Source organism: Nocardioides gansuensis, from assembly GCF_003076135.1.
Classification (GTDB): domain Bacteria; phylum Actinomycetota; class Actinomycetes; order Propionibacteriales; family Nocardioidaceae; genus Nocardioides; species Nocardioides gansuensis.
Genome location: NZ_QDGZ01000005.1, coordinates 374,799 through 400,842 on the forward strand (window position 1 = coordinate 374,799; position 26,044 = coordinate 400,842).

The 26,044-nt window shown below is 72.3% G+C and carries 25 protein-coding genes; 19 read left to right on the forward strand and 6 right to left on the reverse strand.

What is annotated here, in order from left to right:
• The first annotated feature begins 66 nt into the window (after positions 1–66).
• From DDE18_RS13655 to DDE18_RS13665, 3 genes are read left to right on the forward strand one after another with little or no spacing between them, the layout of a single operon-like run.
• The gene (locus tag DDE18_RS13655; protein WP_008356322.1) at positions 67–168 is read left to right on the forward strand and encodes a 30S ribosomal protein bS22; all 102 of its coding nucleotides are present in this window, start codon (positions 67–69) and stop codon (positions 166–168) included.
• An 8-nt stretch (positions 169–176) separates the two neighbouring features.
• Positions 177–1,202, forward strand: coding sequence for an NAD-dependent epimerase/dehydratase family protein (locus DDE18_RS13660; protein ID WP_116572798.1), 1,026 nt, complete (start codon positions 177–179; stop codon positions 1,200–1,202).
• Positions 1,195–2,343: a lysophospholipid acyltransferase family protein gene (locus tag DDE18_RS13665; RefSeq protein WP_170313283.1), complete on the forward strand. Its 1,149-nt coding sequence runs from the start codon at positions 1,195–1,197 to the stop codon at positions 2,341–2,343. The genes DDE18_RS13660 and DDE18_RS13665 overlap by 8 nt, the downstream gene beginning before the upstream one ends.
• A gap of 27 nt (positions 2,344–2,370) precedes the next feature.
• On the opposite strand, the gene DDE18_RS13670 is transcribed toward DDE18_RS13665, so the two are convergent.
• From DDE18_RS13670 to DDE18_RS13680, 3 genes are all read right to left on the reverse strand, one after another.
• Positions 2,371–3,594, reverse strand: a complete 1,224-nt coding sequence (locus DDE18_RS13670; protein WP_116572799.1) for a DUF5667 domain-containing protein — start codon at positions 3,592–3,594, stop codon at positions 2,371–2,373.
• 127 nt (positions 3,595–3,721) lie between these two features.
• The gene (locus DDE18_RS13675) at positions 3,722–4,474 is read right to left on the reverse strand and encodes a sigma-70 family RNA polymerase sigma factor (RefSeq protein ID WP_116572800.1); all 753 of its coding nucleotides are present in this window, start codon (positions 4,472–4,474) and stop codon (positions 3,722–3,724) included.
• Between the two features lie 140 nt (positions 4,475–4,614).
• Complete coding sequence (locus DDE18_RS13680) at positions 4,615–5,502, reverse strand: HAD family hydrolase (protein ID WP_425437569.1); 888 nt, start codon at positions 5,500–5,502, stop codon at positions 4,615–4,617.
• A gap of 55 nt (positions 5,503–5,557) precedes the next feature.
• Here DDE18_RS13680 and DDE18_RS13685 point away from each other — a divergent pair, with 55 nt between their 5' ends.
• From DDE18_RS13685 to hemB, 7 genes are all read left to right on the forward strand, one after another.
• Positions 5,558–7,102 carry a class I adenylate-forming enzyme family protein gene (locus tag DDE18_RS13685; RefSeq protein ID WP_116572802.1) on the forward strand — a complete coding sequence of 515 codons (1,545 nt, stop codon included), beginning with the start codon at positions 5,558–5,560 and terminating at the stop codon, positions 7,100–7,102.
• Entirely contained in the window at positions 7,099–7,356 is a 258-nt protein-coding gene (locus DDE18_RS13690) for a glutaredoxin family protein (RefSeq protein WP_116572803.1), read from the forward strand. The genes DDE18_RS13685 and DDE18_RS13690 overlap by 4 nt, the downstream gene beginning before the upstream one ends.
• 173 nt (positions 7,357–7,529) lie before the next feature.
• Positions 7,530–8,210 carry a redox-sensing transcriptional repressor Rex gene (locus DDE18_RS13695; RefSeq protein ID WP_116572804.1) on the forward strand — a complete coding sequence of 227 codons (681 nt, stop codon included), beginning with the start codon at positions 7,530–7,532 and terminating at the stop codon, positions 8,208–8,210.
• The gene (locus DDE18_RS13700; protein ID WP_116572805.1) at positions 8,207–9,517 is read left to right on the forward strand and encodes a glutamyl-tRNA reductase; all 1,311 of its coding nucleotides are present in this window, start codon (positions 8,207–8,209) and stop codon (positions 9,515–9,517) included. The genes DDE18_RS13695 and DDE18_RS13700 overlap by 4 nt, the downstream gene beginning before the upstream one ends.
• The gene (hemC, locus tag DDE18_RS13705; protein WP_116572806.1) at positions 9,514–10,452 is read left to right on the forward strand and encodes a hydroxymethylbilane synthase; all 939 of its coding nucleotides are present in this window, start codon (positions 9,514–9,516) and stop codon (positions 10,450–10,452) included. The genes DDE18_RS13700 and hemC overlap by 4 nt, the downstream gene beginning before the upstream one ends.
• Positions 10,449–12,080, forward strand: a complete 1,632-nt coding sequence (locus DDE18_RS13710) for a bifunctional uroporphyrinogen-III C-methyltransferase/uroporphyrinogen-III synthase (protein WP_116572807.1) — start codon at positions 10,449–10,451, stop codon at positions 12,078–12,080. Before hemC ends, DDE18_RS13710 begins: the two co-directional genes overlap by 4 nt.
• Entirely contained in the window at positions 12,077–13,078 is a 1,002-nt protein-coding gene (gene hemB / locus DDE18_RS13715; RefSeq protein WP_116572808.1) for a porphobilinogen synthase, read from the forward strand. Before DDE18_RS13710 ends, hemB begins: the two co-directional genes overlap by 4 nt.
• Positions 13,079–13,187: 109 nt before the next feature.
• On the opposite strand, the gene DDE18_RS13720 is transcribed toward hemB, so the two are convergent.
• Entirely contained in the window at positions 13,188–14,390 is a 1,203-nt protein-coding gene (locus tag DDE18_RS13720; protein ID WP_116572809.1) for a lytic transglycosylase domain-containing protein, read from the reverse strand.
• Between the two features lie 233 nt (positions 14,391–14,623).
• On the opposite strand from DDE18_RS13720, the gene hemL reads away from it, so the two are divergent.
• The 9 genes from hemL (at position 14,624) to DDE18_RS13765 (ending at position 23,738) form a co-directional block, all read left to right on the forward strand.
• Positions 14,624–15,970 carry a glutamate-1-semialdehyde 2,1-aminomutase gene (hemL, locus tag DDE18_RS13725; protein ID WP_116572810.1) on the forward strand — a complete coding sequence of 449 codons (1,347 nt, stop codon included), beginning with the start codon at positions 14,624–14,626 and terminating at the stop codon, positions 15,968–15,970.
• On the forward strand, positions 15,967–16,644 hold the full coding sequence (locus DDE18_RS13730) for a histidine phosphatase family protein (protein WP_116572811.1): 678 nt from the start codon (positions 15,967–15,969) through the stop codon (positions 16,642–16,644). The genes hemL and DDE18_RS13730 overlap by 4 nt, the downstream gene beginning before the upstream one ends.
• A 131-nt stretch (positions 16,645–16,775) precedes the next feature.
• The gene (locus tag DDE18_RS13735; protein ID WP_245916691.1) at positions 16,776–17,210 is read left to right on the forward strand and encodes a TlpA family protein disulfide reductase; all 435 of its coding nucleotides are present in this window, start codon (positions 16,776–16,778) and stop codon (positions 17,208–17,210) included.
• A complete protein-coding gene (locus tag DDE18_RS13740; RefSeq protein WP_116572812.1) occupies positions 17,203–17,958 on the forward strand; it encodes a cytochrome c biogenesis CcdA family protein in 756 nt (251 codons plus the stop codon). The genes DDE18_RS13735 and DDE18_RS13740 overlap by 8 nt, the downstream gene beginning before the upstream one ends.
• Positions 17,959–18,125: 167 nt before the next feature.
• Positions 18,126–19,766 carry a cytochrome c biogenesis protein ResB gene (gene resB, locus DDE18_RS13745; RefSeq protein ID WP_245916694.1) on the forward strand — a complete coding sequence of 547 codons (1,641 nt, stop codon included), beginning with the start codon at positions 18,126–18,128 and terminating at the stop codon, positions 19,764–19,766.
• On the forward strand, positions 19,763–20,689 hold the full coding sequence (ccsB, locus tag DDE18_RS13750; protein WP_116572813.1) for a c-type cytochrome biogenesis protein CcsB: 927 nt from the start codon (positions 19,763–19,765) through the stop codon (positions 20,687–20,689). Before resB ends, ccsB begins: the two co-directional genes overlap by 4 nt.
• Positions 20,686–20,946, forward strand: a complete 261-nt coding sequence (locus tag DDE18_RS13755; protein ID WP_116572814.1) for a DUF4229 domain-containing protein — start codon at positions 20,686–20,688, stop codon at positions 20,944–20,946. Before ccsB ends, DDE18_RS13755 begins: the two co-directional genes overlap by 4 nt.
• A 19-nt stretch (positions 20,947–20,965) precedes the next feature.
• Positions 20,966–22,234, forward strand: coding sequence for a GNAT family N-acetyltransferase (locus DDE18_RS13760; RefSeq protein WP_116572815.1), 1,269 nt, complete (start codon positions 20,966–20,968; stop codon positions 22,232–22,234).
• 55 nt (positions 22,235–22,289) lie between these two features.
• Positions 22,290–23,738 (forward strand): lipase maturation factor family protein, encoded by a 1,449-nt coding sequence (locus DDE18_RS13765; protein ID WP_116572816.1) that lies wholly within the window; start codon positions 22,290–22,292, stop codon positions 23,736–23,738.
• A 12-nt stretch (positions 23,739–23,750) separates the two neighbouring features.
• Here the strand turns inward: DDE18_RS13765 and DDE18_RS13770 are convergent, their stop codons facing one another.
• Positions 23,751–24,623 carry a 1,4-dihydroxy-2-naphthoate polyprenyltransferase gene (locus DDE18_RS13770; RefSeq protein ID WP_116572817.1) on the reverse strand — a complete coding sequence of 291 codons (873 nt, stop codon included), beginning with the start codon at positions 24,621–24,623 and terminating at the stop codon, positions 23,751–23,753.
• A 51-nt stretch (positions 24,624–24,674) separates the two neighbouring features.
• A complete protein-coding gene (locus DDE18_RS13775) occupies positions 24,675–26,024 on the reverse strand; it encodes an MFS transporter (RefSeq protein ID WP_116572818.1) in 1,350 nt (449 codons plus the stop codon).
• Between the last annotated feature and the right edge of the window lie 20 nt (positions 26,025–26,044).

Sequence of the window (26,044 nt, forward strand, 5' to 3'; positions counted from 1 at the left end):
GCGGACGTCTGTCCGTGCGCCGCGCGCGCACCGGCGTGCGCGTGACGCAAGGCGAAAGGTTTCCCTGTGGGTTCTGTCATCAAGAAGCGGCGCAAGCGCATGGCGAAGAAGAAGCACCGCAAGCTGCTCAAGAAGACGCGCGTCCAGCGCCGCAAGCTCGGGAAGTAACCCGCGGCATGGGACGGGTCGTGCTCGTCACCGGGATCTCCCGGGACCTGGGCCGCCGCTTCGCGCGGGTGGCCGCTGCCGACCCGTCCATCGACCGCGTCATCGGTGTCGACGTCGTGCCCCCACGCGGCGACATCGGTGAGGTCTCCTTCGTCCGCGCCGACATCCGCAACCCCGTCATCGCGAAGGTCATCGCCAAGGAGGACGTCGACACCGTCGTCCACATGAGCGTGATCGCGACCCCCGGCACCGCCGGCGGCCGCAACACGATGAAGGAGCTCAACGTCCTCGGCACGATGCAGCTGCTCGCTGCGTGCCAGAAGGCGGAGTCGGTGCGCCAGCTGGTGGTCAAGTCCACCACCACCGTCTACGGCGCCAGCCCGCGTGACCCGGCGATGTTCACCGAGGAGATGGGCCCCAAGCAGCTGCCGTCCTCCGGCTACGCCAAGGACGTCAACGAGGTCGAGGGCTACGTCCGCGGCTTCGCCCGGCGCCGCCCCGACGTCACCGTCACCACCGTCCGCGCCGCCAACGTGATCGGTCCCCACGTCGTCAGCCCGATCACCAGCTACTTCCGCCTCCCGGTCATCCCGCGCGTCCTGGGCTTCGACCCACGCCTGCAGTTCCTCCACGAGGACGACCTCCTCGGTGTGCTCAAGCACTCGGTCCTGACCGAGCGGGCCGGCACCTTCAACGTCGCCGGCGACGGCATCCTGATGCTCTCCCAGGCCATCCGCCGCCTCAGCAAGCCGTCGGTGACACTGCCCCGTTTCGCGGTCGGCCGACTGGGTTCGGCCCTGCGCTCGGCGCGCGTGGCCGAGTTCTCACCCGAGCAGCTCGGGTTCCTGACCCATGGCCGCGGTGTCGACACGACCCGGATGCGCACGATGCTCGGCTTCGAGCCCCGCTTCACCACCGCGGAGGCGTTCGCGGACTTCGGCGTGTCGATGGGGGTCCCGCTGCCCGCCCGGCCGGCGCCCCCGCGCCTCGGCCAGCATCCCACCGGCGAGCAGAAGGGAACCGTCCGTGTCTGACGCCGAGATCATCCCGATCGGCACCAGCGGCCGGCCCGGCCGCGGCAGCGGCAAGACCCGGCCGTCCTCCGCCGCGCGCAGGCTGGCCCCCAAGCCAGCCTCCCGGCCCGCCCGCAAGCCCGAAGCCGCCACGAGGACGCAGGCCCCCACAGCAGCGCCCCCCGCTGCGGCCGCCGAGCGGGTCGACGCCCCGTCGACGCCCCCGGCGCGCCCGGCAACGACTACCAGCGAGCGCCACCCGCTCGCGGGCATCCCGGTCGGTGACTGGCTCGCCGCCCTCCAGTCGGCGGCGATGGAGGTCTTCGGCGACCAGTGGGAGCGCCGCCTGGCCGAGCTGATGGCCTTCTGGCGGCGTCGCCTGGAGGGCGACTACGTCGTCGACGAGTACGGCTTCGACGCCGAGATCACCGAGCGCTTCTTCATGGCGGCGCTGCGGCCGATCGCGACCAAGTGGTTCCGGGTCGAGGTGCGGGGCATCGAGAACATCCCCGCCACGGGCGGCGCGCTGGTCGTGTCCAACCACTCCGGCACGATCCCGCTCGACGCGCTGATGACCATGGTCGCCGTGCACGACAACTCCGGCCGATTCCTGCGCGCCCTGGGGGCCGACCTGGTCTTCAAGCTGCCCGTCGTGAGCGGCCTGGCCCGCAAGGCAGGCACGACCCTGGCCTGCAACGAGGACGCCGAGCGGATGCTCGCCGGTGGCGAGCTCGTCGGCGTCTGGCCCGAGGGCTTCAAGGGCATCGGGAAGCCCTTCACCGAGCGCTACAAGCTGCAGCGCTTCGGGCGCGGGGGCTTCGTCTCCGCGGCCCTGCGCACCGGCGTACCCATCGTGCCGCTCTCGGTCGTCGGTGCCGAGGAGATCTACCCCCTCGTCGGCAACATCCCGGCCCTGGCGCGCCTGCTCGGCGTGCCCTACATCCCGATCACGCCGTTCTTCCCGCTGCTGGGCCCGCTCGGGCTGGTGCCGCTGCCTTCGAAGTGGCTGCTCGAGTTCGGCGAGCCGATCCGCACCGATGCCTACGACGCGGTAGAGGCGGACGACCCGATGCTGGTCTTCAACGTGACCGACCAGGTCCGCGAGACGATCCAGCAGACCCTCTACACCCTGCTGCGGCAGCGGGAGAGCGTCTTCCGCTGACCTCGTCCGCTGAGCCGCGGGAGAGGGTCACGGCAGCAGGCCGGAGGTGGCGCCGCCGGTGACGTCGTCGACGACGTCACCGCCCCCGTCCAGCAGCCCGTCCTCACCCGTCACCGGGTCGGTGAGCGTGGTGGTGACCGAGTCCTTGCCCTGCAGTGACTCGGTGACGTCCTCGACCGGGTCCTTGGCCGAGGGCGTCGAGCCGGTGCCCGTCTTCGTGGACTCCTCGCCCGTGCTGGTGGTCTGCTCGGGGATCTCGATCGGGGGCACCTGGAGTCCGTCGGTCGACTGTGTGGAGACCGGCTCCGTGCGCGTCCCCTTGCCCTTCTCTGCGACCTTGCCGGATCCGTCGACGCGAGTCGGCACGTCGTCGAGCGAGGCCTCGGAGGCGACCGAGGGCACCACGCCGGCGGCCGCCTGCCTGCCCGCGAGGAGGAAGGCGGGCAGCGAGGACAGGCCGCCCTCGCAGGACGGGCACAGCTCCTCCGCACGCTCGTCGATGCTGGCCAGGGTGCGGCCGGCCTCGACCAGCTCGTCGCGGGCGCCGTGGGGCACCTCGGCCTCGAGGTCGAGCAGCCGGGCCATGCTCCGGGAGGTGAACGCGCGCAGGTCGGTGATGACCACCTTGTCGCCGGTCTCCAGGTAGACGCTGATCAGCACGTCAGCGGCGTCACGGGCCTGCTCGTTGAAGTCAGTGAGCGTGGTCGGCACCTGTGCGGCGACCTCGGGGGTGCCGCGCCGGGCCAGCTCGTCGACCTCGGCGAGGCGGCCGGAGGCGTTGTCGAGCAGCCTGCTGCCGCGAGAGGCGTCGCTCGCGGCGATGCTGGTCTCTGCGCCTTCGAGGGCGCGCTTGATCGGGTAGAGGGAGTCGCCGGGGAGGGCGGACTGGGCGGCGACGGCCACCGACGCGGTCGCACCGACCATCGCGGCGCCGCCGAGCACGGCCGCGAGCCGGCGCTGCGGGCGGGTGCCGGTGGAGGGCACGGGCGTCAGGCGCGTCTCGATGGCGCGGTCGACGGGCAGCAGCACCGTGTCGGCCTCCGCCATCAGGCGGCTGCGGAGGTCGGCGGAGAACTCCGGCCGCGGGGCGACCTGGGGAAGCGCCCGCAGGTCCTCGACCACCTCGAGGAGCCGCGCGAACCGCTCGGCGTCACGCTCGGTGAGCGGTGCCGCGGGGGTGCGAGAGACGCTCCCGGAGACCAGGGCCTCGAACTCGTCGGCACGTCGCCGTGTCGAGAAGGGCGCTGTCATCGCTTCCGTCCTGTGGGTGTGGTGGCGGCCGTGCACGACGCGGTGGCGCGGTGCTCCTGCACCCCGACAAACGAGGTCTGACGGCGCGGGGTTACGGCCCACGAGCGGGTCTTCGCTGCGATGTCCATCAGTCGCGCAACCCCTCGGGCATCAGCTTCGCCAGGTTGCGTACGCCGCGCAGCTGGAGCTGCTTCACGGCGCCCTCGCTCCGGTCCAGTGCCAACGCGGTCTCCGCAATGCTGAGGCCCTGGAGGAAGCGCATGATCAGGCACTCGCGCTGCTCGGTCGGAAGGGCCTTGAGGGCGTGTAGCAGGATCTCGTTGGTGAGGCCGGCCAGCACCGCGCTCTCGGGTCCCTCGGTGGCGTCGTCGTGGGCGCCCATGTCCTCGGTCGCCAGCTCGAGCCGGGTGCGTCCGGCCTTGAAGTGGTCGGTGGTGAGGTTGCGCGCGATGGTCATCAGCCAGGCCCCGAAGTCGCGCCCCTGCCAGCGGAACCCGTTCATGCTGCGCAGGGCGCGGAAGAACGTCTCCGAGGTGAGGTCCTCGGCCAGGGTGACGGAGCGGGTGCGGTAGAACAGGAAGCGGTAGACCGAGCCGTGGTAGTGGTCGTAGAGGAGGCCGAAGGCCTCCTTGTCACCCGTGCGGGCAAGCTCGACCAGGGCGATCATCCGGGAGCGCTCGCCCTCGTCCTCCTCGGAGGAGACGGCCCATTCGGAGTCGTCGAACCCGCTGCCCGGCGAGGCGCCCGGCGCGGGGGCAGTGGCCTCGGTGAAGACGACGCCCGAGGGTCCAGCGGCGGAGAGCAGAGGCTCGGGCCGGAGCGCCAGCGCGACGGCGTGCCGCAGCGCGTCCAGACCGCGCGCGCAGTCCTCTTCCCTCATCCACCCTCCCCAGAGCGATCCCATCCCGCAGGACCTACTCCAGAGTAAGTGGGATCGCAGCCCTTGTGAACCGGTAGAGACGAATCTTGACTCCTGTTCACGTCACACTCCGGCGGTTGCGGGGAGTGCGGAGCCGGGACTCAGGCGCCGGGCCGGCGTCCTCGGAGGGCCACCCCCGCGGCCACCGCGCCGCTGGCCGCCCCGGCGACGGCCCCGACGACCAGCCCGACGCGGGCGGCCTTCCGCCCGGTGCGGTAGTCCCTGATCCGCCAGCCCTGCGCCCGCGCGTGCGCGCGCAGGCGCGCGTCCGGATTGATGGCGCAGGGGTCGCCCACGAGCGAGAGCATGGGGAGGTCGTTGGCCGAGTCGGAGTACGCCGAGCAGCGGGCGAGGTCGAGCCCCTCGCGGGCGGCCAGCGCCTTGATCGCTTCCGCCTTGGCAGACCCGTGCAGCAGGTCGCCGACAAGCCGGCCGGTGTAGACGCCGTCCACGTGCTCGGCCACCGTCCCCATCGCGCCGGTGAGGCCGAGCCGCCGGGCGATGATGTTGGCGATCTCGATGGGCGCCGCCGTCACCAGCCACACGCGCTGTCCCTGGTCGAGGTGCAGCTGGGCGAGGGCGCGGGTGCCGGGCCAGATGCGGTGTGCCATGCCCTCGTCGAAGATCTCCTCGCCGATCTCCTCGAGCTCGGTGACCGTGTGGCCGGCGATGAAGCTGAGCGCCGAGTTGCGGGCGTCGGCGATGTGCTCGGGGTCCTCGACGCCGATGACGCGGAAGTAGGTCTGCTTCCAGGCGGCCCCGAGGATCTCGCGGGTCGTGAAGAACTTGCGCCGGTGCAGGCCCCTGGCGAGGTGGAAGATGCTGGCGCCCTGCATCACGGTGTTGTCCACGTCGAAGAACGCAGCCGAGGTCGGGTCACTCGGCACGTCGAGCGCGCTCTCCACCTCAGCGGCCGCGGCAGCTGCCTCGCCGGCCAGGGTCGAACGCTGCCGGAGGTCGAGGCGGCGGGGCATCTCCTGCGGGCTCACGCTGCTCAGACTAGACCCGCACGGCCGGCTCCACGCGCTGTGGAAGGATCGACCCATGGCGCAGACCGACCTGGCCGAGCTCGTGGCCGCTGCGGGATCGGAGTCCCCCGACCGGCTCGCCCTGGTGGAGACCACCGGACGCGGGCTCACCTGGGGCGAGCTCGACGACGAGGTGGGCCGGCTGGCGACGGGCCTGGGACGAGCCGGGCTGCTGGCCGGGCACCGGGTGGTGCTCGTGCTGGGCAACCGTCTCGAGTTCGTCACGGCGTACCTCGCAACCCTGCGGGCCCAGGCCGTGGCCGTGCCGGTCAACCCGCGCTCCGCCGTGGGCGAGCTGACCCGCATCGTGGACGACTGCACGCCGCGGCTGGTCGTCGCCGACGCGGCGACGGCCCCGCTGGTCCGCGAGGCGCTGGCCGGGACCGCGAGCCGCCCGCGCGTGGTCGTCGTCGAGGCCCACCCGGAGGCCGGCGAGCTCCGCTGGGACGAGCTGCGGGCCGCCGAGGCGCGCCCGGTGCCGCCGCTCCAGGACCCCGACAAGCTGGCAGCGCTGCTCTACACCTCCGGCACGTCCGGCCGGCCGCGCGCTGCGATGCTCACGCACCGGGCCCTGCTCGCCAACATCGACCAGGTGGCCCGGGTCGAGCCCCCGATGATCCACGGCGACGACGTGGTGCTCGGGGCGCTGCCGCTGTTCCACGTCTACGGCCTCAACGCCGTCCTCGGCGGCGTGCTCCGCCACCGCGCCAAGCTGCTGATCGTCGAGCAGTGGGACCCGCAGGAGGTGCTCGACCTGATCGAGGACGAGGCCGTCAGCGTGCTGCCGCTCGCGCCCCCGGTCTTCGCCCATTGGCTGCCGCTCGAGCAGCTGCAGGAGCGCCTCGGCCCCGTCCGGCTCGTGCTGTCCGGCTCCGCGCCGCTCGACCCGGGCGTGGTGGAGCGGTTCACCGAGCTCACCGGCCTCCCGGTCCACCAGGGCTACGGCCTCACCGAGGCAGCCCCGGTCGTCACCAGCACCCTGTGCAGCCGCGAGCTGCAGCCGGGCTCCGTCGGCTCGGCGCTGCCGGGCATCGAGCTGCGCCTGGTCGACGAGTCCGGCCGGCAGGTCGACGGCGAGGACCCCGGCCAGATCCAGGTGAGGGGCGACAACCTGTTCAGCGGCTACTGGCCCGACGGCGGGGGCGGGCCCGACGCCCAGGGCTGGTGGTCCACCGGCGACGTGGGCTTCCTCGACGAGAGCGGCGACCTCTTCCTGGTCGACCGGGTCAAGGAGCTGGTGATCGTCAGCGGCTTCAACGTCTACCCCACGGAGGTGGAGGACGTCCTTCGCGAGGTGCCCGGCGTGGTGGACGTCGCGGTCATCGGCGTGCCGGACGAGCAGACCGGCGAGGCCGTGGTGGCGTACGTCGTGGCGCCGGGCGCCGGCGTGCAGGAGCTCGAGGACTCGGTGCGCGCCCACGCGGCGTCGCGGCTCGCCCGCTTCAAGCAGCCGACGCGCATCGAGGTCGTCGACGAGCTGCCGCTGACGGTCACGGGGAAGGTGCAGAAGGGCCGGCTGCGCGGCCTCGAGCGCCGTCGGACGCTGGGTCTCCTGGAGTGACCGGGCCCACCGCCCCCACCCCCCGGGTCACGCTCTACGGCCGGGCCGGGTGCCACCTGTGCGACACCGCGCGGGAGGTCGTCGCCCGGGTCTGTGCCGACCTCGGCGAGACGTGGGAGGAGATCGACATCGACACCGACCCCGTCCTCCAGGACCGCTACGGCGAGGAGATCCCGGTGACCCTCGTCGATGGCGCGCAGCACGACTTCTGGCGGGTCGACGAGGCCCGGCTCCGCGCCGCCCTGACCCGCTGAGCGCGCGTCGTACCACATCTGCGCCACCCCCGGTGGAGGTGAGTCTTCTCACCTGTGCTAGCCGAGCATTGGACTCGGTTTGTTCTCCCGTTCACAAACTCCTACAGTGAACGCGCTGCTCGACCTCGACCGGGTGCCTCACGCCCGGGCTCGAGCGGCTGGAGAGAAGAGCAGTGACCGCACGGACTTCCACCGACGCCGGCCGGGACATCCCCGAAGCCACGGTCGCCCGGCTGCCTGTCTACTTGCGTGCCCTCACCGGCCTGGCCGAGGCGCGCACCGCCACCTGCTCCAGCGAGGAGCTCGCCGCCGCAGCCGGCGTCAACAGCGCGATGCTGCGCAAGGACCTCTCCTACCTCGGCAGCTACGGCACCCGCGGGGTCGGCTATGACGTCGAGTACCTGCGCTACCAGATCGCCCGCGAGATCGGCGTGACGCAGGACTGGCCCGTCGTCATCGTCGGCATCGGCAACCTCGGCCACGCGCTCGCCAACTACTCCGGGTTCCGCAGCCGTGGGTTCCGCGTCGTCGCCCTGCTCGACGCCGACCCGTCCCGCCACGGCGAGGTGGTCGCCGGGATCGACGTGCAGCCCTTCGACGACCTCGAGGAGATCGTGGCCGAGCACGGTGTGGCCATCGGGGTGATCGCGACGCCCGCCGTCGCGGCCCAGGACGTCGCCGACCGGATGGTGGCGGCAGGAGTCTCCAGCATCCTCAACTTCGCGCCGACCGTGCTGTCGGTGCCCGAGGGCGTCGACGTGCGCAAGGTCGACCTCTCGATCGAGCTGCAGATCCTCGCCTACCACGTGCAGCGCAAGAACGGCATCGTCGAGGCAGAGGAGGAGCCCGCATGAGCGTCCTGGTCGTGGGTATCTCCCACAAGTCCGCACCCGTCGCGCTGCTCGAGCAGCTCGCGCTCGACGCGCCCGGCGTGATCAAGCTGATCACCGAGGTGGCCGCCATCGAGCACGTCACCGAGGCGACCGCGATCTCGACGTGCAACCGGCTGGAGGTCTACGCCGACGTCGACCGGTTCCACGGCAGCGTCGAGGAGGTCTCCCGGCTGCTCGTGGAGCGCGCCGGCCAGGCGCCCGAGGAGCTGCTCCCGCACCTCTACGTCCACTACGACGACGGTGCGGTCTCTCACCTCTTCAACGTCGCCTCCGGCCTCGAGTCGATGGTCGTCGGCGAGGGCCAGATCCTCGGCCAGACCCGGGAGGCGCTGCGGCTGGGCCAGGAGCTCGGCACGGTCGGCACCTCCCTCAACGTCCTCTTCCAGCAGGCCCTGCGCGTCGGGAAGCGCTCGCGCGCCGAGACCGGCATCGACCGCGCGGCGCCGTCGCTGGTCACGGCCGCGCTCGAGCGGTCCCACACCGACCTGGCCGGCTCCCGCGTCGTCGTGCTCGGCGCCGGAGCGATGGCCGCCCTGGCCACGGCGACCGCCACCCGCGGTGGTGCTGCCGACGTGGCGGTGGTCAACCGCACGCAGGGCAACGCCGACCGTTTGGCCGAGGAGTACGGCGCTCGCGCGGTGCCGCTGCCCGACCTGGCCGCCGAGCTCGCGCTGGCCGACGTCCTCGTCTCCTGCACGGGAGCCACCGGCCTCGTCATCACCCGCGACGCGCTGGCCGCGGCCCGCGTCGGCAACGACCGGCACCTGAGCGTCATCGACCTCGCCCTCCCGCACGACGTCGACCCGCTGGTCGCGACGCTGCCGGGCGTGTCCCTGACCGGGCTGGCCAGCCTGGCCGAGGAGCTGCGCGACAGCGAGGGAGTGCGCGACCTCGAGGACGTGCGCCAGATCGTCGCCCAGGAGATCGCAGCCTTCCTCTCCGCCCGCCGGCAGGCGAGCGTCGCGCCGACCGTGATCGCGCTGCGCACGATGGCCACCGCGGTGGTGGACGCCGAGATGGAGAAGCTGATGACCCGGCTTCCCGACCTCGAGGAGTCGGTCCGCCAGGAGGTGCTCCGCACCGTCCGGCGGGTGGCCGACAAGCTCCTCCACGAGCCCACCGTCCGGGTCAAGGAGCTGGCCGACGAGGCGGGCGGCGTCTCCTACGCCACCGCCCTCGCCGAGCTGTTCGCGCTCGACCCCGAGGCCGTGGACGCGGTCACCCGTCCCGCCGTCCCGGACGAGCCGAAGAAGGGCGGTGCCTCGTGACCGCCCTGCGCATCGGCACCCGGGCCTCGCTGCTCGCCACGACCCAGACCGGGCTCGTCGCCGACTTGATCCGCGAGCGCCTCGGGCGTGAGGTGGAGATCGTGGAGATCACCACCGAGGGCGACGTGTCCCGCGCCCCGCTCGCCACCATGGGCGGCACCGGCGTGTTCGTCAACGCGCTGCGCGAGGCCCTGCTCGTCGACGAGGTGGACGTCGTCGTCCACTCCCTCAAGGACCTTCCCACCGGCCCCGCGGCCGGGATCGCGCTGGCGGCCGTGCCGCCGCGCGAGGACCCGCGTGACGTGGTCGTGGCGCGCGACGGGCTCACGCTCGGTGAGCTGCCGGCAGGCAGCCGCGTCGGCACCGGCTCGCCCCGGCGCGTGGCCCAGCTGGAGGCGCTCGGCCTCGGGCTGGAGATCGCCGGCATCCGTGGCAACGTGGACACCCGGATCGGCAAGGTCGCCAGCGGCGACTACGACGCCGTGGTGCTCGCCCGCGCCGGACTGGCCCGGCTCGGCCGAGTCGACGAGGCCACCGAGGTGCTCGACCCCCTTCAGGTGCTCCCCGCCCCCGGGCAGGGTGCGCTGGCCGTCGAGTGCCGTGAAAGCGACCCCGACCTCGTCACCGCGCTGGGCGCGCTCGACGACGCCCACACCCGCGCCGCCGTCACGGCCGAGCGCGCGGTGCTCGCCACCCTCGAGGCCGGCTGCTCCGCGCCGCTCGGGGCGCTGGCCGAGGTCGTGGAGGCCGAGGACGGCGAGGAGCTGTGGATCCGGGCCGTGGCCCTGTCCACCGACGGAGCGCTCTCGGTGCGTCGCAGCGCCAGCGGGCCCGTGGCCGACGCCGTGGCCCTCGGAATCCGCCTCGCGAGCGCGATGCTCGACGACGGGGCAGCAGAACTGATGTCAGCACCAGTGAGGAAGCAGCAGGCATGACTCGAGCACAGAGCACCACCGCCCCGACCCGGGCCGCCAACGGGTGGGTGTCGTTCGTCGGCAGCGGGCCCGGTGACCCCGGTCTGCTCACCTTGCGGGCGGCCGAGCTGATCCGCTCGGCCGAGGTCGTCGTGACCGAGGCCCCCGAGCACGCCGACCTCGTGCGCGCCGTACTCGGGTGCGGCGAGGACGAGGGCCCGATCCTGGTCGACGGCGGCTTCGGTGAGGACGGCCAGCCGCTCACCCACGCCGCCCGGGCCAAGGTGGTCGTCAAGCACGGCAAGAAGCACCGCGTCGTACGCCTGATGACCGGCGACCCGTTCCTCTACGCCTCGGGCCCCGAGGAGGCGCAGGCGTGCGTGAAGGCCGGCGTCGGCTTCGAGATCGTCCCGGGGGTCTCCGCGGTCTCTGCCGTCCCGGCGTACGCGGGCATCCCGCTGACGACCAAGGATCGCCGCGAGGTCGCCGTGGTCACCTGTGGCGGGCACGTCGACTGGAGCCTGTACGCCGACGACCGCACCCTGGTGCTGCTCTCGGCCGTGGGCACGATCGGCGAGACGGCCGCCGCGCTGGTCGCCGCCGGCCGGTCGCCCCGCACCCCGGTCGCGATGACCCGCGTCGGCACCACCACCGAGCAGGCCACCGTCACCTCGACGCTGGCCGACATCGCCGCCGACGCCCGCGCCGCGCGGATCGCCCCGCCGGCGATCACCGTGATCGGTGACGTCGTCGACCTGCGCGAGACGCTGTCGTGGTTCGAGACCAAGCCGCTCTTCGGCTGGCGGGTGCTCGTGCCGCGCACGAAGGACCAGGCCGGCTCGCTCTCGCGGCGCCTGCGCGAGTACGGCGCGGTGCCCGAGGAGGTGCCGACCATCTCGGTCGAGCCGCCTCGCAACCCGCAGCAGATGGACAAGGCGGTCCGCGGCCTCGTCGAGGGCCGCTACGAGTGGATCGCGTTCACCTCGGTCAACGCCGTGAAGGCGGTGCGCGAGAAGTTCGAGGAGTACGGCCTCGACGCCCGCGCGTTCTCCGGGCTGAAGATCGCGGCCGTCGGCGACAAGACCGCCGAGGCGATCGCCGCCTGGGGCCTGCGCCCCGACCTGGTGCCCTCGGGCGAGCAGTCGGCCGTGGGCCTGCTGGAGGACTGGCCGCCCTACGACGAGGTCCTCGACCCGATCAACCGCGTCTTCCTGCCGCGGGCCGACATCGCGACCGAGAACCTCGTGGCCGGGCTGATCGACCTCGGCTGGGAGTGCGACGACGTGACCGCCTACCGCACGGTGCGCGCCACGCCGCCGCCGGCGCCGGTGCGCGACGCGATCAAGTCCGGCAAGTTCGACGCCGTCGTCTTCACGTCGAGCTCCACCGTGCGCAACCTGGTCGGCATCGCGGGCAAGCCGCACCCGTCCACGGTGATCGCGGTCATCGGGCCGGCCACCGCCAAGACGGCGGAGGAGCACGGCCTGCGGGTCGACGTGCTCGCGTCCAAGCCCGACGTCGAGCTGCTCGCCGACGCCCTCGCCGACTTCGGTGCCGCGCGCCGGCACTCGATGATCGAGGCGGGCGAGCCGGTCACCAAGCCGAGCGACCGCAAGCCGTCCGCACGCCGGAAGAGCAGGGCGAAGTGAGCGAGGAGGGCGTCGCGCCCGTCGCCGGCCCCGTGGTGCGCCCGCGGCGGCTGCGTCGCACGCCCGCCCTCCGCCGCCTCGTCGCGGAGACCAGCGTCGAGCCGCGCCAGCTCGTGCTCCCCGCGTTCGTGCGGGAGGGGATCAGGGAGCCGCAGCCGATCTCCTCGATGCCCGGCGTCCTCCAGCACACCCGCGACTCGCTGCGCAAGGCCGCCGCAGAGGCGGCCGAGCTGGGCCTCGGCGGGATCATGCTCTTCGGCGTGCCGGAGACCAAGGACGCCACCGGCTCCGGGGCGGTCGACCCCGCCGGCATCCTCAACCTCGCGATCAACGACGTCGTCGCGGAGGTCGGCGACGGGCTCACGGTGATGAGCGACCTGTGCCTGGACGAGTTCACCGACCACGGCCACTGCGGACTGCTCACCCCCGACGGTGAGGTCGACAACGACAAGACGCTCACGGCGTACGCCCAGATGGCGCTCGCCCACGCCGAGGCCGGCGTCGACATGGTCGGGCCCAGCGGGATGATGGACGGCCAGGTCGCGGCCATCCGCGGTGCCCTCGACGCCGCCGAGCACACGGGCGTCTCGATCCTCGCCTACTCCGCGAAGTACGCCTCCGCGTTCTTCGGCCCGTTCCGCGAGGCCGTCGAGTCCTCGCTCGAGGGCGACCGGCGCACCTACCAGCAGGACCCGCCCAACGCCCTGGAGGGCGTGCGCGAGGCGATCCTCGACATCCAGCAAGGGGCCGACGTCGTGATGGTCAAGCCCGCGCTGGCCTACCTCGACGTCATTCGACGCGTGCGCGACGCCGTGGACGTGCCGGTCGCGGCCTACAACGTCTCCGGCGAGTACGCCATGGTCGAGGCCGCCGCCGCCCACGGCTGGATCGACCGCGAGGCCGCGATCCTGGAGACCCTCACCTCGATCCGCCGGGCCGGTGCCGACGTGGTGCTGACGTACTGGGCGACCGAGGCCGCGCGCCTGCTCCGACGCTAGTGGCGCGGCGGCGACCGAGGCCGCGCGCCTGCTCCGACGCTAGTGGCGCGGCGGCGACGGAGGCCGCCCGCCTGCTGCCGCGCTCGTCCCTCGCGCGCCGCTGCTCAGCTCACGGCGTCATCTGGTCGTTGATGCAGGTGTTGAGCGCGTTCAGGTCGAGCGCCGAGATGCCGCTGGCCAGGCAGAAGGCCTGGGCCTCGGCGTAGGTGAGGACCTGGTCGACCGGGGTCTTGATCGGGTCGGGCAGCGGGCTCTTGACCGTCTCCTTGACGTCGTCGGTCGCCTGCTTGAGCGGGTCCTGGGTCTGCGTCGGCGTGGGGGTGGGCTTCGGCGTCGCGGTGGTCGTCGGCGTCGGCTTCACCGTGGTGGTGACCTGCGTCGACGGGTCCTCGTCCTTGGTGCCGACGGCGGTGGCGGTGGACTTCTTCTTGCCGCCCGTCTCCTTGCCGCCGCTGCCGCCCCGGGCGGAGCTGGACGTGGGCCGGGTCGGGTCGGGCAGGAACACGCCGGCCGAGGTGGTGCGCGACGAGACGGAGACGAAGTCGCCGTCCAGGTAGGCCTGCATCACCGACAGCACGAGGTCGACGTAGCTGTGGGAGTGGTTGTAGCGGTAGACGCTGGCGCGCTGGCCGGCCTCGGTGGACAGGTCGTCATCGCCGGAGCACAGGTAGACCGCGGTCGCGAGCGCCGAGTCGTCGATGTCCTGCGGGTTGCGCGTGCCGTCGTTGTCGCCGTCCACCCCGACAACCGACCAGGTCGAGGGGATGAACTGCATCGGGCCTACGGCACGGTCGTACTTGATGTCGTTGTCGTACTGGCCCGCGTCGGTGTCGGTGATGACCTGGGTCTTGTTCTTCCCGTTGAGGGCGATGCCGTAGATCCCTGGGGAGGCCACGCCGTCGCCGTCGAGCACGTTGCCGCCGAACCGGCCGTGGTCGGACTCGACGCGGCCGATGGCGGCGATGAGCTGCCAGGAGATGTTGCAGGTCTTGTCTGCCGAGTTGATGATCGCCTCGGCGCGCTGGTAGGCCGCCAGGGCGCCCGAGGGGATGCCGGAGGTCGAGGCGGTCGCGATCACCTGGGCGCTCTGGCCCCGGGGGACGCTCGGGGCGACGGCGTCGGGGAGCGACACGCTCGCCGGGGCCTCGATCGCCTGGGTGGGCACCGACGTGCCGTCCGGCAGGGAGGACGGGTCGGCCTCGGAGGCTGCCGTGCTGCCGCCGGCGCCGACGAACGTCGCGGTCCAGGCGGTCGAGAGCACGGCGAGCGGCACGAGCGCCGTCGCCTTGTGCATGCGGCCGAACTTCGGCATGTGGTTCCGTCTCCCAACCTGGTGCTGCGTGCTCGCCCTGCGCCAGCCCTCGTGAGCGGCACTCGCTTCAACGAATCGTGTCACAGAGAGTTACGTCACGACACCGTCCTGACGCAAGTGTGACGACCCTCTCGGCAGCCAATGACGCAAGGATGACACACCGTCTTCTGCGGGATTTCTGACCGAGTGGACCTCCCGGAGGCCCGGGTTGGCCGGTGGGCGACAATGAGGCGGTGACCTCGACGCCTGCTCCCGCCAGCGCCGCCCTCTTCGACCGCGCCCGCGCGGTGACCCCCGGCGGGGTCAACTCCCCGGTGCGCGCGTTCGCCGCCGTGGGCGGCACGCCGCGCTTCATCCGGTCGGCTTCCGGCGCCTGGCTCACCGACGTCGACGGCTTCGAGTACGTCGACCTCGTCTGCTCGTGGGGCCCGATGCTCCTGGGGCACGCCCACCCCGAGGTGCAGGCCGAGGTGTCCGCCGCCGTCGCCCGGGGCACGTCCTTCGGGACGCCGACCGAGCCGGAGGTCCTCCTGGCGGAGGAGATCGTCGGGCGCACGCCGGTCGACGCCGTCCGGTTCGTCTCCTCGGGCACCGAGGCGACCATGTCCGCGATCCGCCTGGCCCGCGGCTTCACCGGCCGCGACAAGGTCGTGAAGTTCGCCGGCTGCTACCACGGCCACGTCGACTCCCTCCTCGCCTCCGCGGGCAGTGGGCTCGCCACGCTGGCGGTGCCCGGCACCCCTGGCGTCCCGGCTTCCGCGGCCGGCGAGACGATCGTGCTGCCCTACAACGACCGCGCGGCCGTCGACAAGGCCTTCGCCGAGCACGGCGCCGACATCGCCTGCCTGATCACCGAGGCGGCGCCCGGCAACATGGGCGTCGTGCCGCCGGAGCCCGGCTTCAACGGGTTCCTGGCACAGACCTGCCGCGACCACGGCGCGCTCTTCCTCAGCGACGAGGTGATGACCGGCTTCCGGGCCACCCGCCAGGGCGGCTGGGGCCTCGACGGTGCCCGCGAGGGCTGGGTGCCCGACCTGATGACCTTCGGCAAGGTGATGGGCGGCGGCTTCCCGGCCGCGGCGTTCGGCGGACGACGCGACGTGATGACCCACCTGGCGCCCGAGGGCCCGGTCTACCAGGCCGGCACCCTGTCCGGTAACCCGATCGCGACCACCGCCGGCCTGGCCACGCTCCGGCTCGCCACCGATGAGGTCTACGCCCACCTCGACCGGGTCGCCACGACGATCCGCGACGCGGCGTCCGCCGCCCTCACCGAGGCCGGCGTGCCGCACGTCGTGCAGTCGGCCGGCACCATGTTCTCCGTCTTCTTCGGCGCCGAGCCCGTGCGCGACTTCGCCGGGGCATCCAGGCAGGACACAGGAGCCTTCGCGGCGTTCTTCCACGCGATGCTGGAGTCGGGCGTCTACCTCCCGCCCTCGGCGTACGAGGCCTGGTTCGTCTCCGCCGCCCACGACGACCGCGCGGTGCAGACGGTGCTCGACGCGCTCCCGGGCGCCGCGCGCGCCGCGGCCTCCGCCAGCGACTCCGCGTCCGACTCCACCCCAGAGGGAGACCGATGACCGTCTCGACGATCGTGCACCTGCTCCGCCACGGCGAGGTGCACAACCCCGAGGGCCTGCTCTACGGCCGCCGCTCCGGCTTCCACCTCTCGGCCCTCGGCCAGAAGATGGCGCAGCGCGTGGCCGACCAGGTGGGGGACCGGGACATCATCCACATCCGCACCTCTCCGCTCGAGCGTGCGCAGGAGACGGCCGCCCCGCTCGCCGCCGTCCGCGGGCTCGAGCCGGTGCTGGACCCGCGGGTGATCGAGTCGAGCAACAAGTTCGAGGGGATCGGCTTCGGCGAGGGTGCGATGACCCTGCTGAAGCGGCCCCACCTGTGGCGCCACCTCTACAACCCCTTCAAGCCGTCCTGGGGCGAGCCCTACGACGAGATCGCGACGAGGATGATGGCGTCGGTCCACGACGCGCGGGACGCGGCGCGGGGCCACGAGGCCGTCGTCGTCTCCCACCAGCTGCCGATCTGGACGACGCGGCTGCACTGCGAGCAGCGGTCCTACCTCCACCACCCGAGGAGCCGCCAGTGCACGCTGTGCTCGCTCACGTCGCTGCACTTCGAGGACGACCTCCTCGTGCGCGTGAGCTACTCCGAGCCGGCCGGCGACCTGATCCCCGTCGGCGACCGGAAGGCGCCGTTCTCGGCCGGGGGAGCACCCGAGGAGCAGCGGCCCTGACCACCTCCCGCCCCACCTCGTTCCTCGCCTGCCTGGTCCTGCTCGTCGCCCTGGTCTCGGGCTGCACGTCGCTGTCCGGCACCGGCGACAAGGGCTACATCACCGGAGACGGCCAGGTCTCCCTCGTCCCCGTGGAGGAGCGGGGCGAGCCGGTCTCGATCTCGGGCGAGACGCTCGACGGCGAGCAGCTCTCGCTCGACGAGCTGCGGGGCAAGGTCGTCGTCGTCAACGTCTGGTGGTCGGCGTGCCCGCCCTGCCGGGCCGAGCAGCCCGAGCTCAACGAGGTGGCGGAGGAGGTGGCCGGTTCCGCCGAGTTCGTCGGCCTCAACATCCGCGACCTCTCGCCGGACGCTCCCCAGGCCTACGCCCGCTCGTTCGAGGTCCCCTACCCCTCGATCTACGACCCGGACAGCCGCCACCTGCTGGCCCTCGGGCTGACCGCGCGGACCATCCCCGCGACCCTCGTGCTCGACGCCGAGGGCCGGATCACGGCCACGGTGCGGGGCAGGGTGCCGTCGAAGGGCACGCTCGCCGACCTGATCGAGGACGCCGCGGCCGATGCGTGACTTCTTCACCGATGCGGCCGCCTCCGGTTCGCTGCTCCTCGCCGTGCCGGTCGCGGTGGTCGCCGGCCTGGTCTCCTTCTTCTCGCCGTGCGTCATCCCGATGCTGCCCGGCTACCTCTCCTACGCCACCGGCATCTCCGGCGCCGACCTGGCCGAGGGCCGGCTGCGCCGCGGCCGGATGGTCATCGGCTCCACGCTCTTCGTCCTGGGCTTCGCCGTGGTCTTCGTGGCGCTGGGCGCGATCACCGGCCAGGCGGGCCTCTGGCTGGCCACCCACGTGCGCCAGCTCAACATCGTGCTGGGGATCATCGTGATCCTGCTGGGGCTTGCGTTCCTCGGCCTGGTGCCGCTGCTGCAGCGCGACGTGCGGATCCACAAGGTCCCGGCTGTCGGCCTCGCCGCTGCACCCCTGCTCGGCTTCCTCTTCGGCCTCGGCTGGACTCCCTGCGTCGGTCCGACCCTCGGCGTGATCTGGACGCTCTCGGCCCACGAGGGCACCGCCGCCCGCGGGGCCCTGCTCTCGGGCTTCTACGCCCTCGGGCTGGGCGTCCCCTTCATCCTGGCGGGCCTGGCGTACGAGCGGGCGCTCGGCGCCGTCGCGTGGGTGCGCCGTCACCAGGTGTGGATCACCCGGCTGGGCGGCCTGATGATGATCGCCGTCGGCGTGCTGCTCCTGACCGGTCTGTGGGACCAGATGGTGCAGTGGGTCCAGCTGGCGCTGGTGTCCGACTTCGAGGTGAGTGTGTGAGCGACGGAGTCGAGCGAGGAACGAGCGAGCGACCGAGCGGGGACATCAGCGCTGTGAGCGACGGAGTCGAGCGAGGAACGAGCGAGCGACCGAGCGGGGACATCAGCGCTGTGAGCGACGGAGTCGAGCGAGGAACGAGCGAGCGACCGAGCGGGGACATCAGCGCCGTGAGCATCGACCCCACGGGGCGGCAGGCATCCTCGCTGCCGCCCGAGCTCACCGCGCGCGAGCTCGGCCGCTGGACCTGGCGGCAGCTCACCTCGATGCGGACCGCATTGGTGCTGCTGCTGCTGCTCGCGCTCGCCGCCATCCCGGGCTCGGTGGTCCCGCAGGAGGACGTCGACGCCCTGGCCGTCTCCCGCTGGCAGGACCAGCACCCCACGCTCACGCCGGTGTACGAGAAGCTCGGCCTGTTCTCGGTCTACGACTCGGTCTGGTTCTCCGCGATCTACCTGCTGCTGATGGTCTCCCTCGTCGGCTGCATCGTCCCGCGCACGGCCGTCTACTGGCGGGCCCTGCGCGCCCGCCCGCCCGCGGCGCCGCGCCACCTGACCCGCCTGCCCGAGCACGCGACGTACACGACCTCCGAGCCGCCTGAGGAGGTGCTCACGCGCGCCGCCGAGCTGCTGAAGCGCAAGCGCTACCGGGTGGTCTCGACCTCGCTCGACCAGCCGGGGCCGGGGGAGGACGCGGTCTCGGCGGAGAAGGGCTACCTCCGCGAGGCGGGCAACCTGGCCTTCCACCTGTCCGTGCTCGTCGTGCTCGTCGGCTTCGCGGTCGGCGGCCTGTTCGGCTACAAGGGCGGCGTCATCGTCGTGGTCGGGCAGGGCTTCTCCAACACGCTCACGCAGTACGACGACTTCGTGCCGGGCAGTCTGTTCGCCGGCGACGACCTCGAGCCGTTCTGCTTCGACGTCACCGACTTCGACGTCTCCTGGCTCACGGAGGGGCCGGCGGCCGGGCAGGCGCGCAGGTTCGTCTCCCACCTCGACTACCGCGAGGACTGCCGCCAGGGCCACGAGACGGAGCAGCGCAACTATGACCTCAAGGTCAACCACCCGCTGACCATCGGCAGCACCGAGGTGTTCCTGATCGGGCACGGCTACGCCCCGGTCATCACGGTCCGGGACGGCAACGGCGACGTCGCCTACGGCGGGCCGACGATCTTCCTGCCGACCGACCAGACCTTCCAGTCCTTCGGCGTCATCAAGGCACCCGACGCGAAGCCCGCCCAGATCGGCCTCGAGGGCACGTTCTACCCGACGTTCGTGCTGCCGCCGGAGGGCCAGGGCCTGCCCTACTCCGCGTTCGGCGACGCGGTGAACCCGCTCGTCTCGATGCTCGTCTACACCGGCGACATCGGCCTCGACGACGGCACCGCGCAGTCCGTCTACGTGCTCGACAAGGCGAAGGCCGAGCCGGTCGAGAAGGCCAACGGCCAGCCCTTCCGCGTCGACCTCCGGCCCGGTGACACCGTGGAGCTGCCCGACGGCATGGGCTCGGTGACCTTCGAGGGGCTCGAGCGCTGGAACAAGATCCAGATCAGTCGCACGCCCGGCAAGCTGGTCGCGCTCGCCGGAGTGGTGCTGGCCCTGGCCGGCCTGCTCGGCTCGCTGTTCATCCGCCCGCGCCGGCTCTGGGTGCGCGCGCGCCGCGGCGACGACGGCACGACGTACGTCGAGGTGGCCGGCCTGGACCGCGCGTCGGGAGCCGACCCCGAGCGACTGCGCGAGGAGATCGCCGCCCTGGTGGGCGACGGACCCGACATCGAACAGCCCGCCACTGCGGCACACAAGGAGCAGTCGTGACCGACGCATCGTGGGAGACCCTGAGCAACCAGGCGGTCGCGGCCGCCGGGGTCGTCTACTTCCTGGCCCTCCTTTCGCACCTGGTCGAGTGGGCCGGGCTGCGCCGGCTGCCCGCCGACGAGCAGGTGACGACGGGGCGTACGGCGATGGCCGGCCGCCTCGGCCTGCTGCTCACCGGCATCGCCGCGATGGTGCACGTCGTCGCGCTCGTCGGCCGCGGCATGGCCGCCGACCCCAACCGGGTGCCCTGGGGCAACATGTACGAGTTCACGCTCTCCGGCTCGTTCTTCGTCACCGTGATCTACCTCGCCTGCTACCGCCGCTTCAGGCTGGCCTGGATGGGCCCGATCGTGGTGGCCTTCGTGCTCTCGGCCCTGATGGTCGCGGCCATCTGGCTGCACGACCCGGTCGCCCCGCTCACCGAGGCGCTGCTCTCGCCGTGGCTGGTGATCCACGTGGTGTCGGCGGTCATCGCGACCGGCGCGTTCACGATCGGTGGCATCTGCTCGGTGCTCTACCTCCTCAAGGAGCGGTCGAAGGCGGAGCGCGGCTACCTCGCGCGGCTGCCCGAGCCCCCGGCTCTCGACCGCGTCTCCTACCGGATGCACGCGTTCGGCTTCCCCGTCTGGACGTTCGCGGTGCTGATCACGGGTCCGATCTGGGCGCACCAGGCGTGGTCGTCGTACTGGAACTGGGACCCCAAGGAGGTGTGGGCCTTCATCACCTGGGTCGTCTACGCGGCCTACCTGCACGCCCGCGCCACCGTCGGCTGGAAGGGCCGCAATGCGGCGTACGTCGCCCTCGTCGGGCTGGCGACGCTGTGGTTCAACTTCATCGGGATCAACTACTTCTCGTCCTCGAGCCAGCACTCCTACGCCGGCGTCGTCGGGGACGGGAGCACTGCCACGGAGGTGCGGTCGTGAAGGAGTTCCTCGTCTACACCGGGATGCGGATCGTCGTGTTCGTCGGCTCCCTGCTGCTCGTCGTCGGGGTGTGGTCGCTGTTCACGGACCGGGTCAACGGCCTGATCGCCGTCATCGTCGCGCTCGCCGTCTCCGGGGTGGCGTCCTACTTCCTGCTCCGCCGCCAGCGCGAGGCGTTCGCGCGCCGGGTGGAGGAGCGCGCCGCGCGGGCCACGGCGGCCTTCGAGGAGAGAAAAGCACGTGAGGACGAGGAGTGACCGCGCGTAGTTTGGCGGGGTGGACACTCCCTCGACGGACCATGACCGGCTGGACTTCGCGACCCTGACGCCGGACTCCGACGACCCGCGCGTGGCCGGCTGGCTGCAGGCGGTCGCCCGCGGCTTCCACGAGGGCCGCGCCGGCGAGGAGTCGGAGCAGCTCTGGCGGCGCTACGGCTGCAGGGACCGGCCGGCGCTGAAGGGCGCCTGGATCCGGGAGGGTGAGTACGGCGCCTCCGCCATCCCCGTCGCGACCTTCGGGTCCTTCGGCGGCACCCTCAACACCGGGGCCACGGAGGTGCCGCTGCACTTCGTGACCGACGTGACCGTCGCGCCGTCGCACCGTCGCCGGGGGCTGCTCCGGCGGATGATGGCCGACGACCTCCAGTCCGCCGTCGAGGCCGGCCGGCCGCTGGCCGCGCTGACCGTGTCGGAGGGCGGGATCTACGGCCGCTTCGGCTACGGGCTGGCGACCTGGCGCACGGAGGTCGAGGTCGACGTGACGGCGCGCTTCAAGCTCGCCGGGCACGTCGACGAGGGCCGGATGGTGGTGCAGGAGCCCGAGGAGATGTGGCCGGTGCCGCGCGACCTGTTCGCCCAGTGGCACCGGGCCACCCGGGGGTCGCTCTCGCGGCCGGCCTTCTACGAGATGCTGGCGCGCGCCGAGTGGGACTGGGAGGCGCAGTCGAAGGACACCAGGCTGCGCGGTGCCGTCCACCTCTCCGCTGACGGCGAGCCGGACGGCTACGTGCTCTACCGCCACGAGGGCTGGGACCGGCCCCCCACCGTCACGGTTCGCGACCTGGTCGCCCTCACGCCCTCGGCGTACCTCTCGCTGTGGCAGTTCCTCGCCGGCATCGACCTCACCGAGCGGGTGAAGTACTCCGGGCCGCTCGACGACCCGCTGCCGTGGGCGCTCACCGACACGCACGCCTACCGGGTGGTGAAGCAGCTCGACCACATCTGGCTGCGGGTGCTCGACGTGCCGGCCGCCCTGTCGGCGCGCCCGTGGTACGCCGACGGCACGGTGGTCCTGGACGTGGCCGACGCCTTCGGCCACGCCGCCGGCACCTGGCGGGTCACGAGCTCCGGCGGCGAGGCGAAGGTGGAGCGTGTCAGCGAGCCGGGGACCGTCTCCCTCGACGCACGGTCGCTGGGCTCGCTGTATCTCGGCGGGGTGTCCGTGCTGACCCTCGCGGCGGCCGGGCAGGTCACCGGTCCGGGCGTCGAGGAGCTCGCCGCGATGGCCGACGGCGGGCCGGTGCCCTACAGCTTGACGTCGTTCTGAGCCCTCCGCGGGTACCGGCACCAGGAGAGGGAGGTAGCCCACCGCTGGAGGAAGGATGGACTGGTTCGTCGCCGAGGAGAGCTGGCTGGGCCGGACGCTGTTCCAGCGGTCGCTGGCCGTGGTCTACCTGGTCGCCTTCGTCGCCGCCGCGAACCAGTACCGCGCGCTGCTCGGCCAGCACGGCCTCACGCCGGTGGCGCGCTATCTCGACAGGGTGTCGTTCAGGCAGTCGCCCAGCCTGTTCCACCTCCACCACTCCGACAGGGCGTTCGTGGCGGTGTGCTGGGCCGGCGCGGCGCTGGCGCTGGCGACCGTGCTGGGGCTCACCGACGTCGTACCCCTGGCCGTCGCAATGGCCGTGTGGGCCGTGCTGTGGGTGCTCTACCTCTCGATCGTCAACGTGGGCCAGACCTGGTACTCCTTCGGCTGGGAGACGCTGCTGCTCGAGGCCGGCTTCCTCGCGATCTTCCTGGGCAACGACACCACCGACCCGCCCCTGCTCACGCTGCTGCTGCTGCGCTGGCTGCTCTTCCGGGTGGAGTTCGGCGCCGGGCTGATCAAGATGCGCGGGGACCAGTGCTGGCGGTACCTGACGTGCCTCTACTACCACCACGAGACCCAGCCGATGCCGGGCCCGTTCAGCTGGTACTTCCACCACCTGCCGAAGCCGCTGCACCGTGTCGAGGTGGCGGCCAACCACGTCACCCAGCTGGTGGTCCCGATCGGGCTCTTCCTGCCGCAGCCGGTGGCCGGGACGGCGGCCGCCGTGATGATCGTGACCCAGCTCTGGCTGGTCGTCAGCGGCAACTTCGCCTGGCTCAACTGGCTGACCATCGTGCTCGCCTTCTCCGTGCTGCCTGACAGCTGGCTCGCGCAGGTCCTGCCCGGGCCTGCCGCCCACCCCTCGGTGGGGACGCCGATGGCGTTCGCGGTCCTCGTGGGGGTGCTCACCGCTGTGGTCGTCGTGCTCAGCTGGTGGCCGGTGGCCAACCTGCTGTCCAGGCAGCAGAAGATGAACGCCTCGTTCAACCGCTGGCACCTGGTGAACACCTACGGCGCCTTCGGCAGCGTCACGAAGACCCGCTACGAGATCGTCGTCGAGGGCACCAGCGACCCCCGGCCCGGGCCGGCGGCGCAATGGCGGGAGTACGAGTTCAAGGGCAAGCCGGGCAACCCCGCGCGACGGCCCCGACAGTTCGCGCCCTACCACCTCCGGCTGGACTGGCTGATGTGGTTCGCCGCCCTGTCGCCGGGGTATGCCGAGCCGTGGTTCGGGACGTTCGTGCAACGGCTCCTCGAGGGCGACCGGCACGTGTCACGGCTGCTGCTCCGGGACCCGTTCCCCGACGAGCCGCCACGCCTGGTCCGGGCGCAGCTCTACCGCTACCGCTTCACCACGTGGCGCGAGCGCGCCGAGACCGGTGACTGGTGGGCGCGCGAGCTGGTCGGCTCGTTCCTGCCGCCGGTCATGCTGCGGGGTTCCGACCTCGCTGTCGGCCCCTAGCCGAGCCGCTCGTCAGCCGAGGACGAGGCCGCCGGAGACGAGGAGCGCCCAGACCAGCTGGGCCATCCCGGTCTCCTGGAGCACGGGGACGAGGCCGGGGCCGCGGGCGCCGCGCAGGACGGTGCGCGTGGTCGGCAGGGCGACCGCGAGGAAGCCGAGGCCCGCCAGGGCCCACCACGTCGTCGAGGCGGCGACCGCCACGACCGCGACGGCGGCGAGCCCGACCAGCAGGGCGTAGAGGCCGCGGGTGCGCTCCTCGCCCAGCCGCACCGCGAGAGTGTGCTTGCCTGCCACGGTGTCGGTGGGGATGTCGCGCAGGTTGTTGGCCACCAGGATCGCGCAGGCCAGCGCGCCGAGCCCGACGCCGGCGTGCAGCGCCGGCCAGGCCCACGCTTGCGTCTGGACGTACGTCGTGCCGACCACCGCGACCAGGCCGAAGAAGACGAAGACCATCACCTCGCCGAGCCCGAGGTAGCCGTAGGGCTTCGATCCGCCGGTGTAGAACCAGGCAGCCAGCACGCACACCGCGCCCACGGCCACCAGCCACCACGCGGTCGTGGCGGCCAGCACCAGGCCGGCTGCCGCCGCGACGCCGAAGCTCGCGAACGCCGCGCCCTTGACGGCCTTCGGGCTCGCGGCCCCCGACCCGACGAGCCGCATCGGCCCGACCCGGTCGTCGTCGGTGCCCCGGATGCCGTCGGAGTAGTCGTTGGCGTAGTTGACGCCCACCTGCAGCGCCAGGCTCACCACGAGCGCGAGCAGCGCCTTCCACCACACCGGCTGGCCGTCGTACGCCGCCACGGCGGTGCCGGCGAGCACGGGAGCCACGGCCGCGGGCAGGGTGCGGGGGCGCGCGCCGGCGAGCCACTGGGAGGGGGTGGGCATGGAGGAGATCCAATCAGGCCCGCCTTCAGGGTCGAGCCCGGGTGTCGCCCGTCAGTCGAGGGTCGCGGGGAGGGCGGGGTCCTCGAGCATCGAAGGCGGCGGGACGGGTGGTGCCTCGTCCTCCGCGTCGCCTGCCGAGGCATCGGCCAGCACGTCGGGCGGCACGTGCTTCTCCAGGAAGCGCCGGGCCACGCCCGTGGCCGGGTGCAGCGCCGCTGCGGCGACCGTGATGATGCCGGCGATGGTCAGCCAGCCCCAGGCGCCCCAGTTCATCGCGAGGAACGTGAAGGCGGCCGGCGCCCAGACCCGGCCCAGGGTGCCGGACAGCTCCGAGGCCCCCTGGTACTCACCACGCCGGCGGGGGTCCATCAGCTCGGCCTCGAAGGTCCAGCTCGCGGCCGAGAGGTAGAGCTCGGCACCGGTGAGGGTCACGTGACCGAGGAAGAACAGGACGATCGTCGCCCAGCCCACGGTTTCGTGGGTCGACAGCGTCACCACGCAGGAGACGATGAAGAACACCGTCGAGACCCGGATCGCCCGCAGCGCCGTGGTGATGTCCTTGATGCCCCGGGCCGCCGCCATCGGCAGGAAGATGCACATCACCGTGTTGGTGCCGAACAGCAGCCCGAGCACCGCCCAGGGTGCGTCCGTCTTGTCGACCAGCCAGAGGGGGATGACCAGGTTCAGGATCACCTGGTTGGTCCACAGCACGCCGGTGAAGAACTCGGTGGCCAGCCAGCCGACGTTCCTCATCGGGCCGGGGCCGGGGACCTTGGCCTTCCGCTCCTCCACCGTCTTGTTGTCGTGCGACGCGTTGGGCAGCCTGGTCACGGCGAACGCGTTGACGACGAAGGCCGCGGCGGTGAAGAACGGGACCAGCTGCAGCAGCGTGAGCGACTCGAACGCCAGAGGGATCGTGCCCAGCCCGGAGCCGAGCGTGAAGCCGACGTTGAGTGCGGAGTACATGTAGGCGCGCGACTTCACCCGCTCGCCGGGCGGGAGCACGTCGACGGTGTAGGCGCCGTGGGCGGTGCCGCCGAGGGTGCCGATCACCTCCATCACGATCGCCATCGCGAGGTAGCCCTGGAAGCTGTCGATGAACGGCCATACCGCGAACATCGACGCCTGGCCCAGCGAGCTGATCGTCCAGCAGCGCTTCGGGCCGATCCGGTCGACGAGGCGGCCCATGGGGTAGGCCGCGAGGAAGGCAGCGATGCCGGCGATCGTCAGGCCCAGGCCGACCTGGGCGGGGGTCAGCCCGACGATCTTGGTGAAGAACACCGCCGAGCCGGCCATGAAGGCGCCCTCGCCGAGCGCGAAGAGCAGCGACTGGGTAGCGAGCCGTCCGGCGAGCGGGGAGGGAGGCGTGGCCTGCTGCTTGATCGTCGTCTGGATGCTCATCGCCGAACATCTTCCCGTGC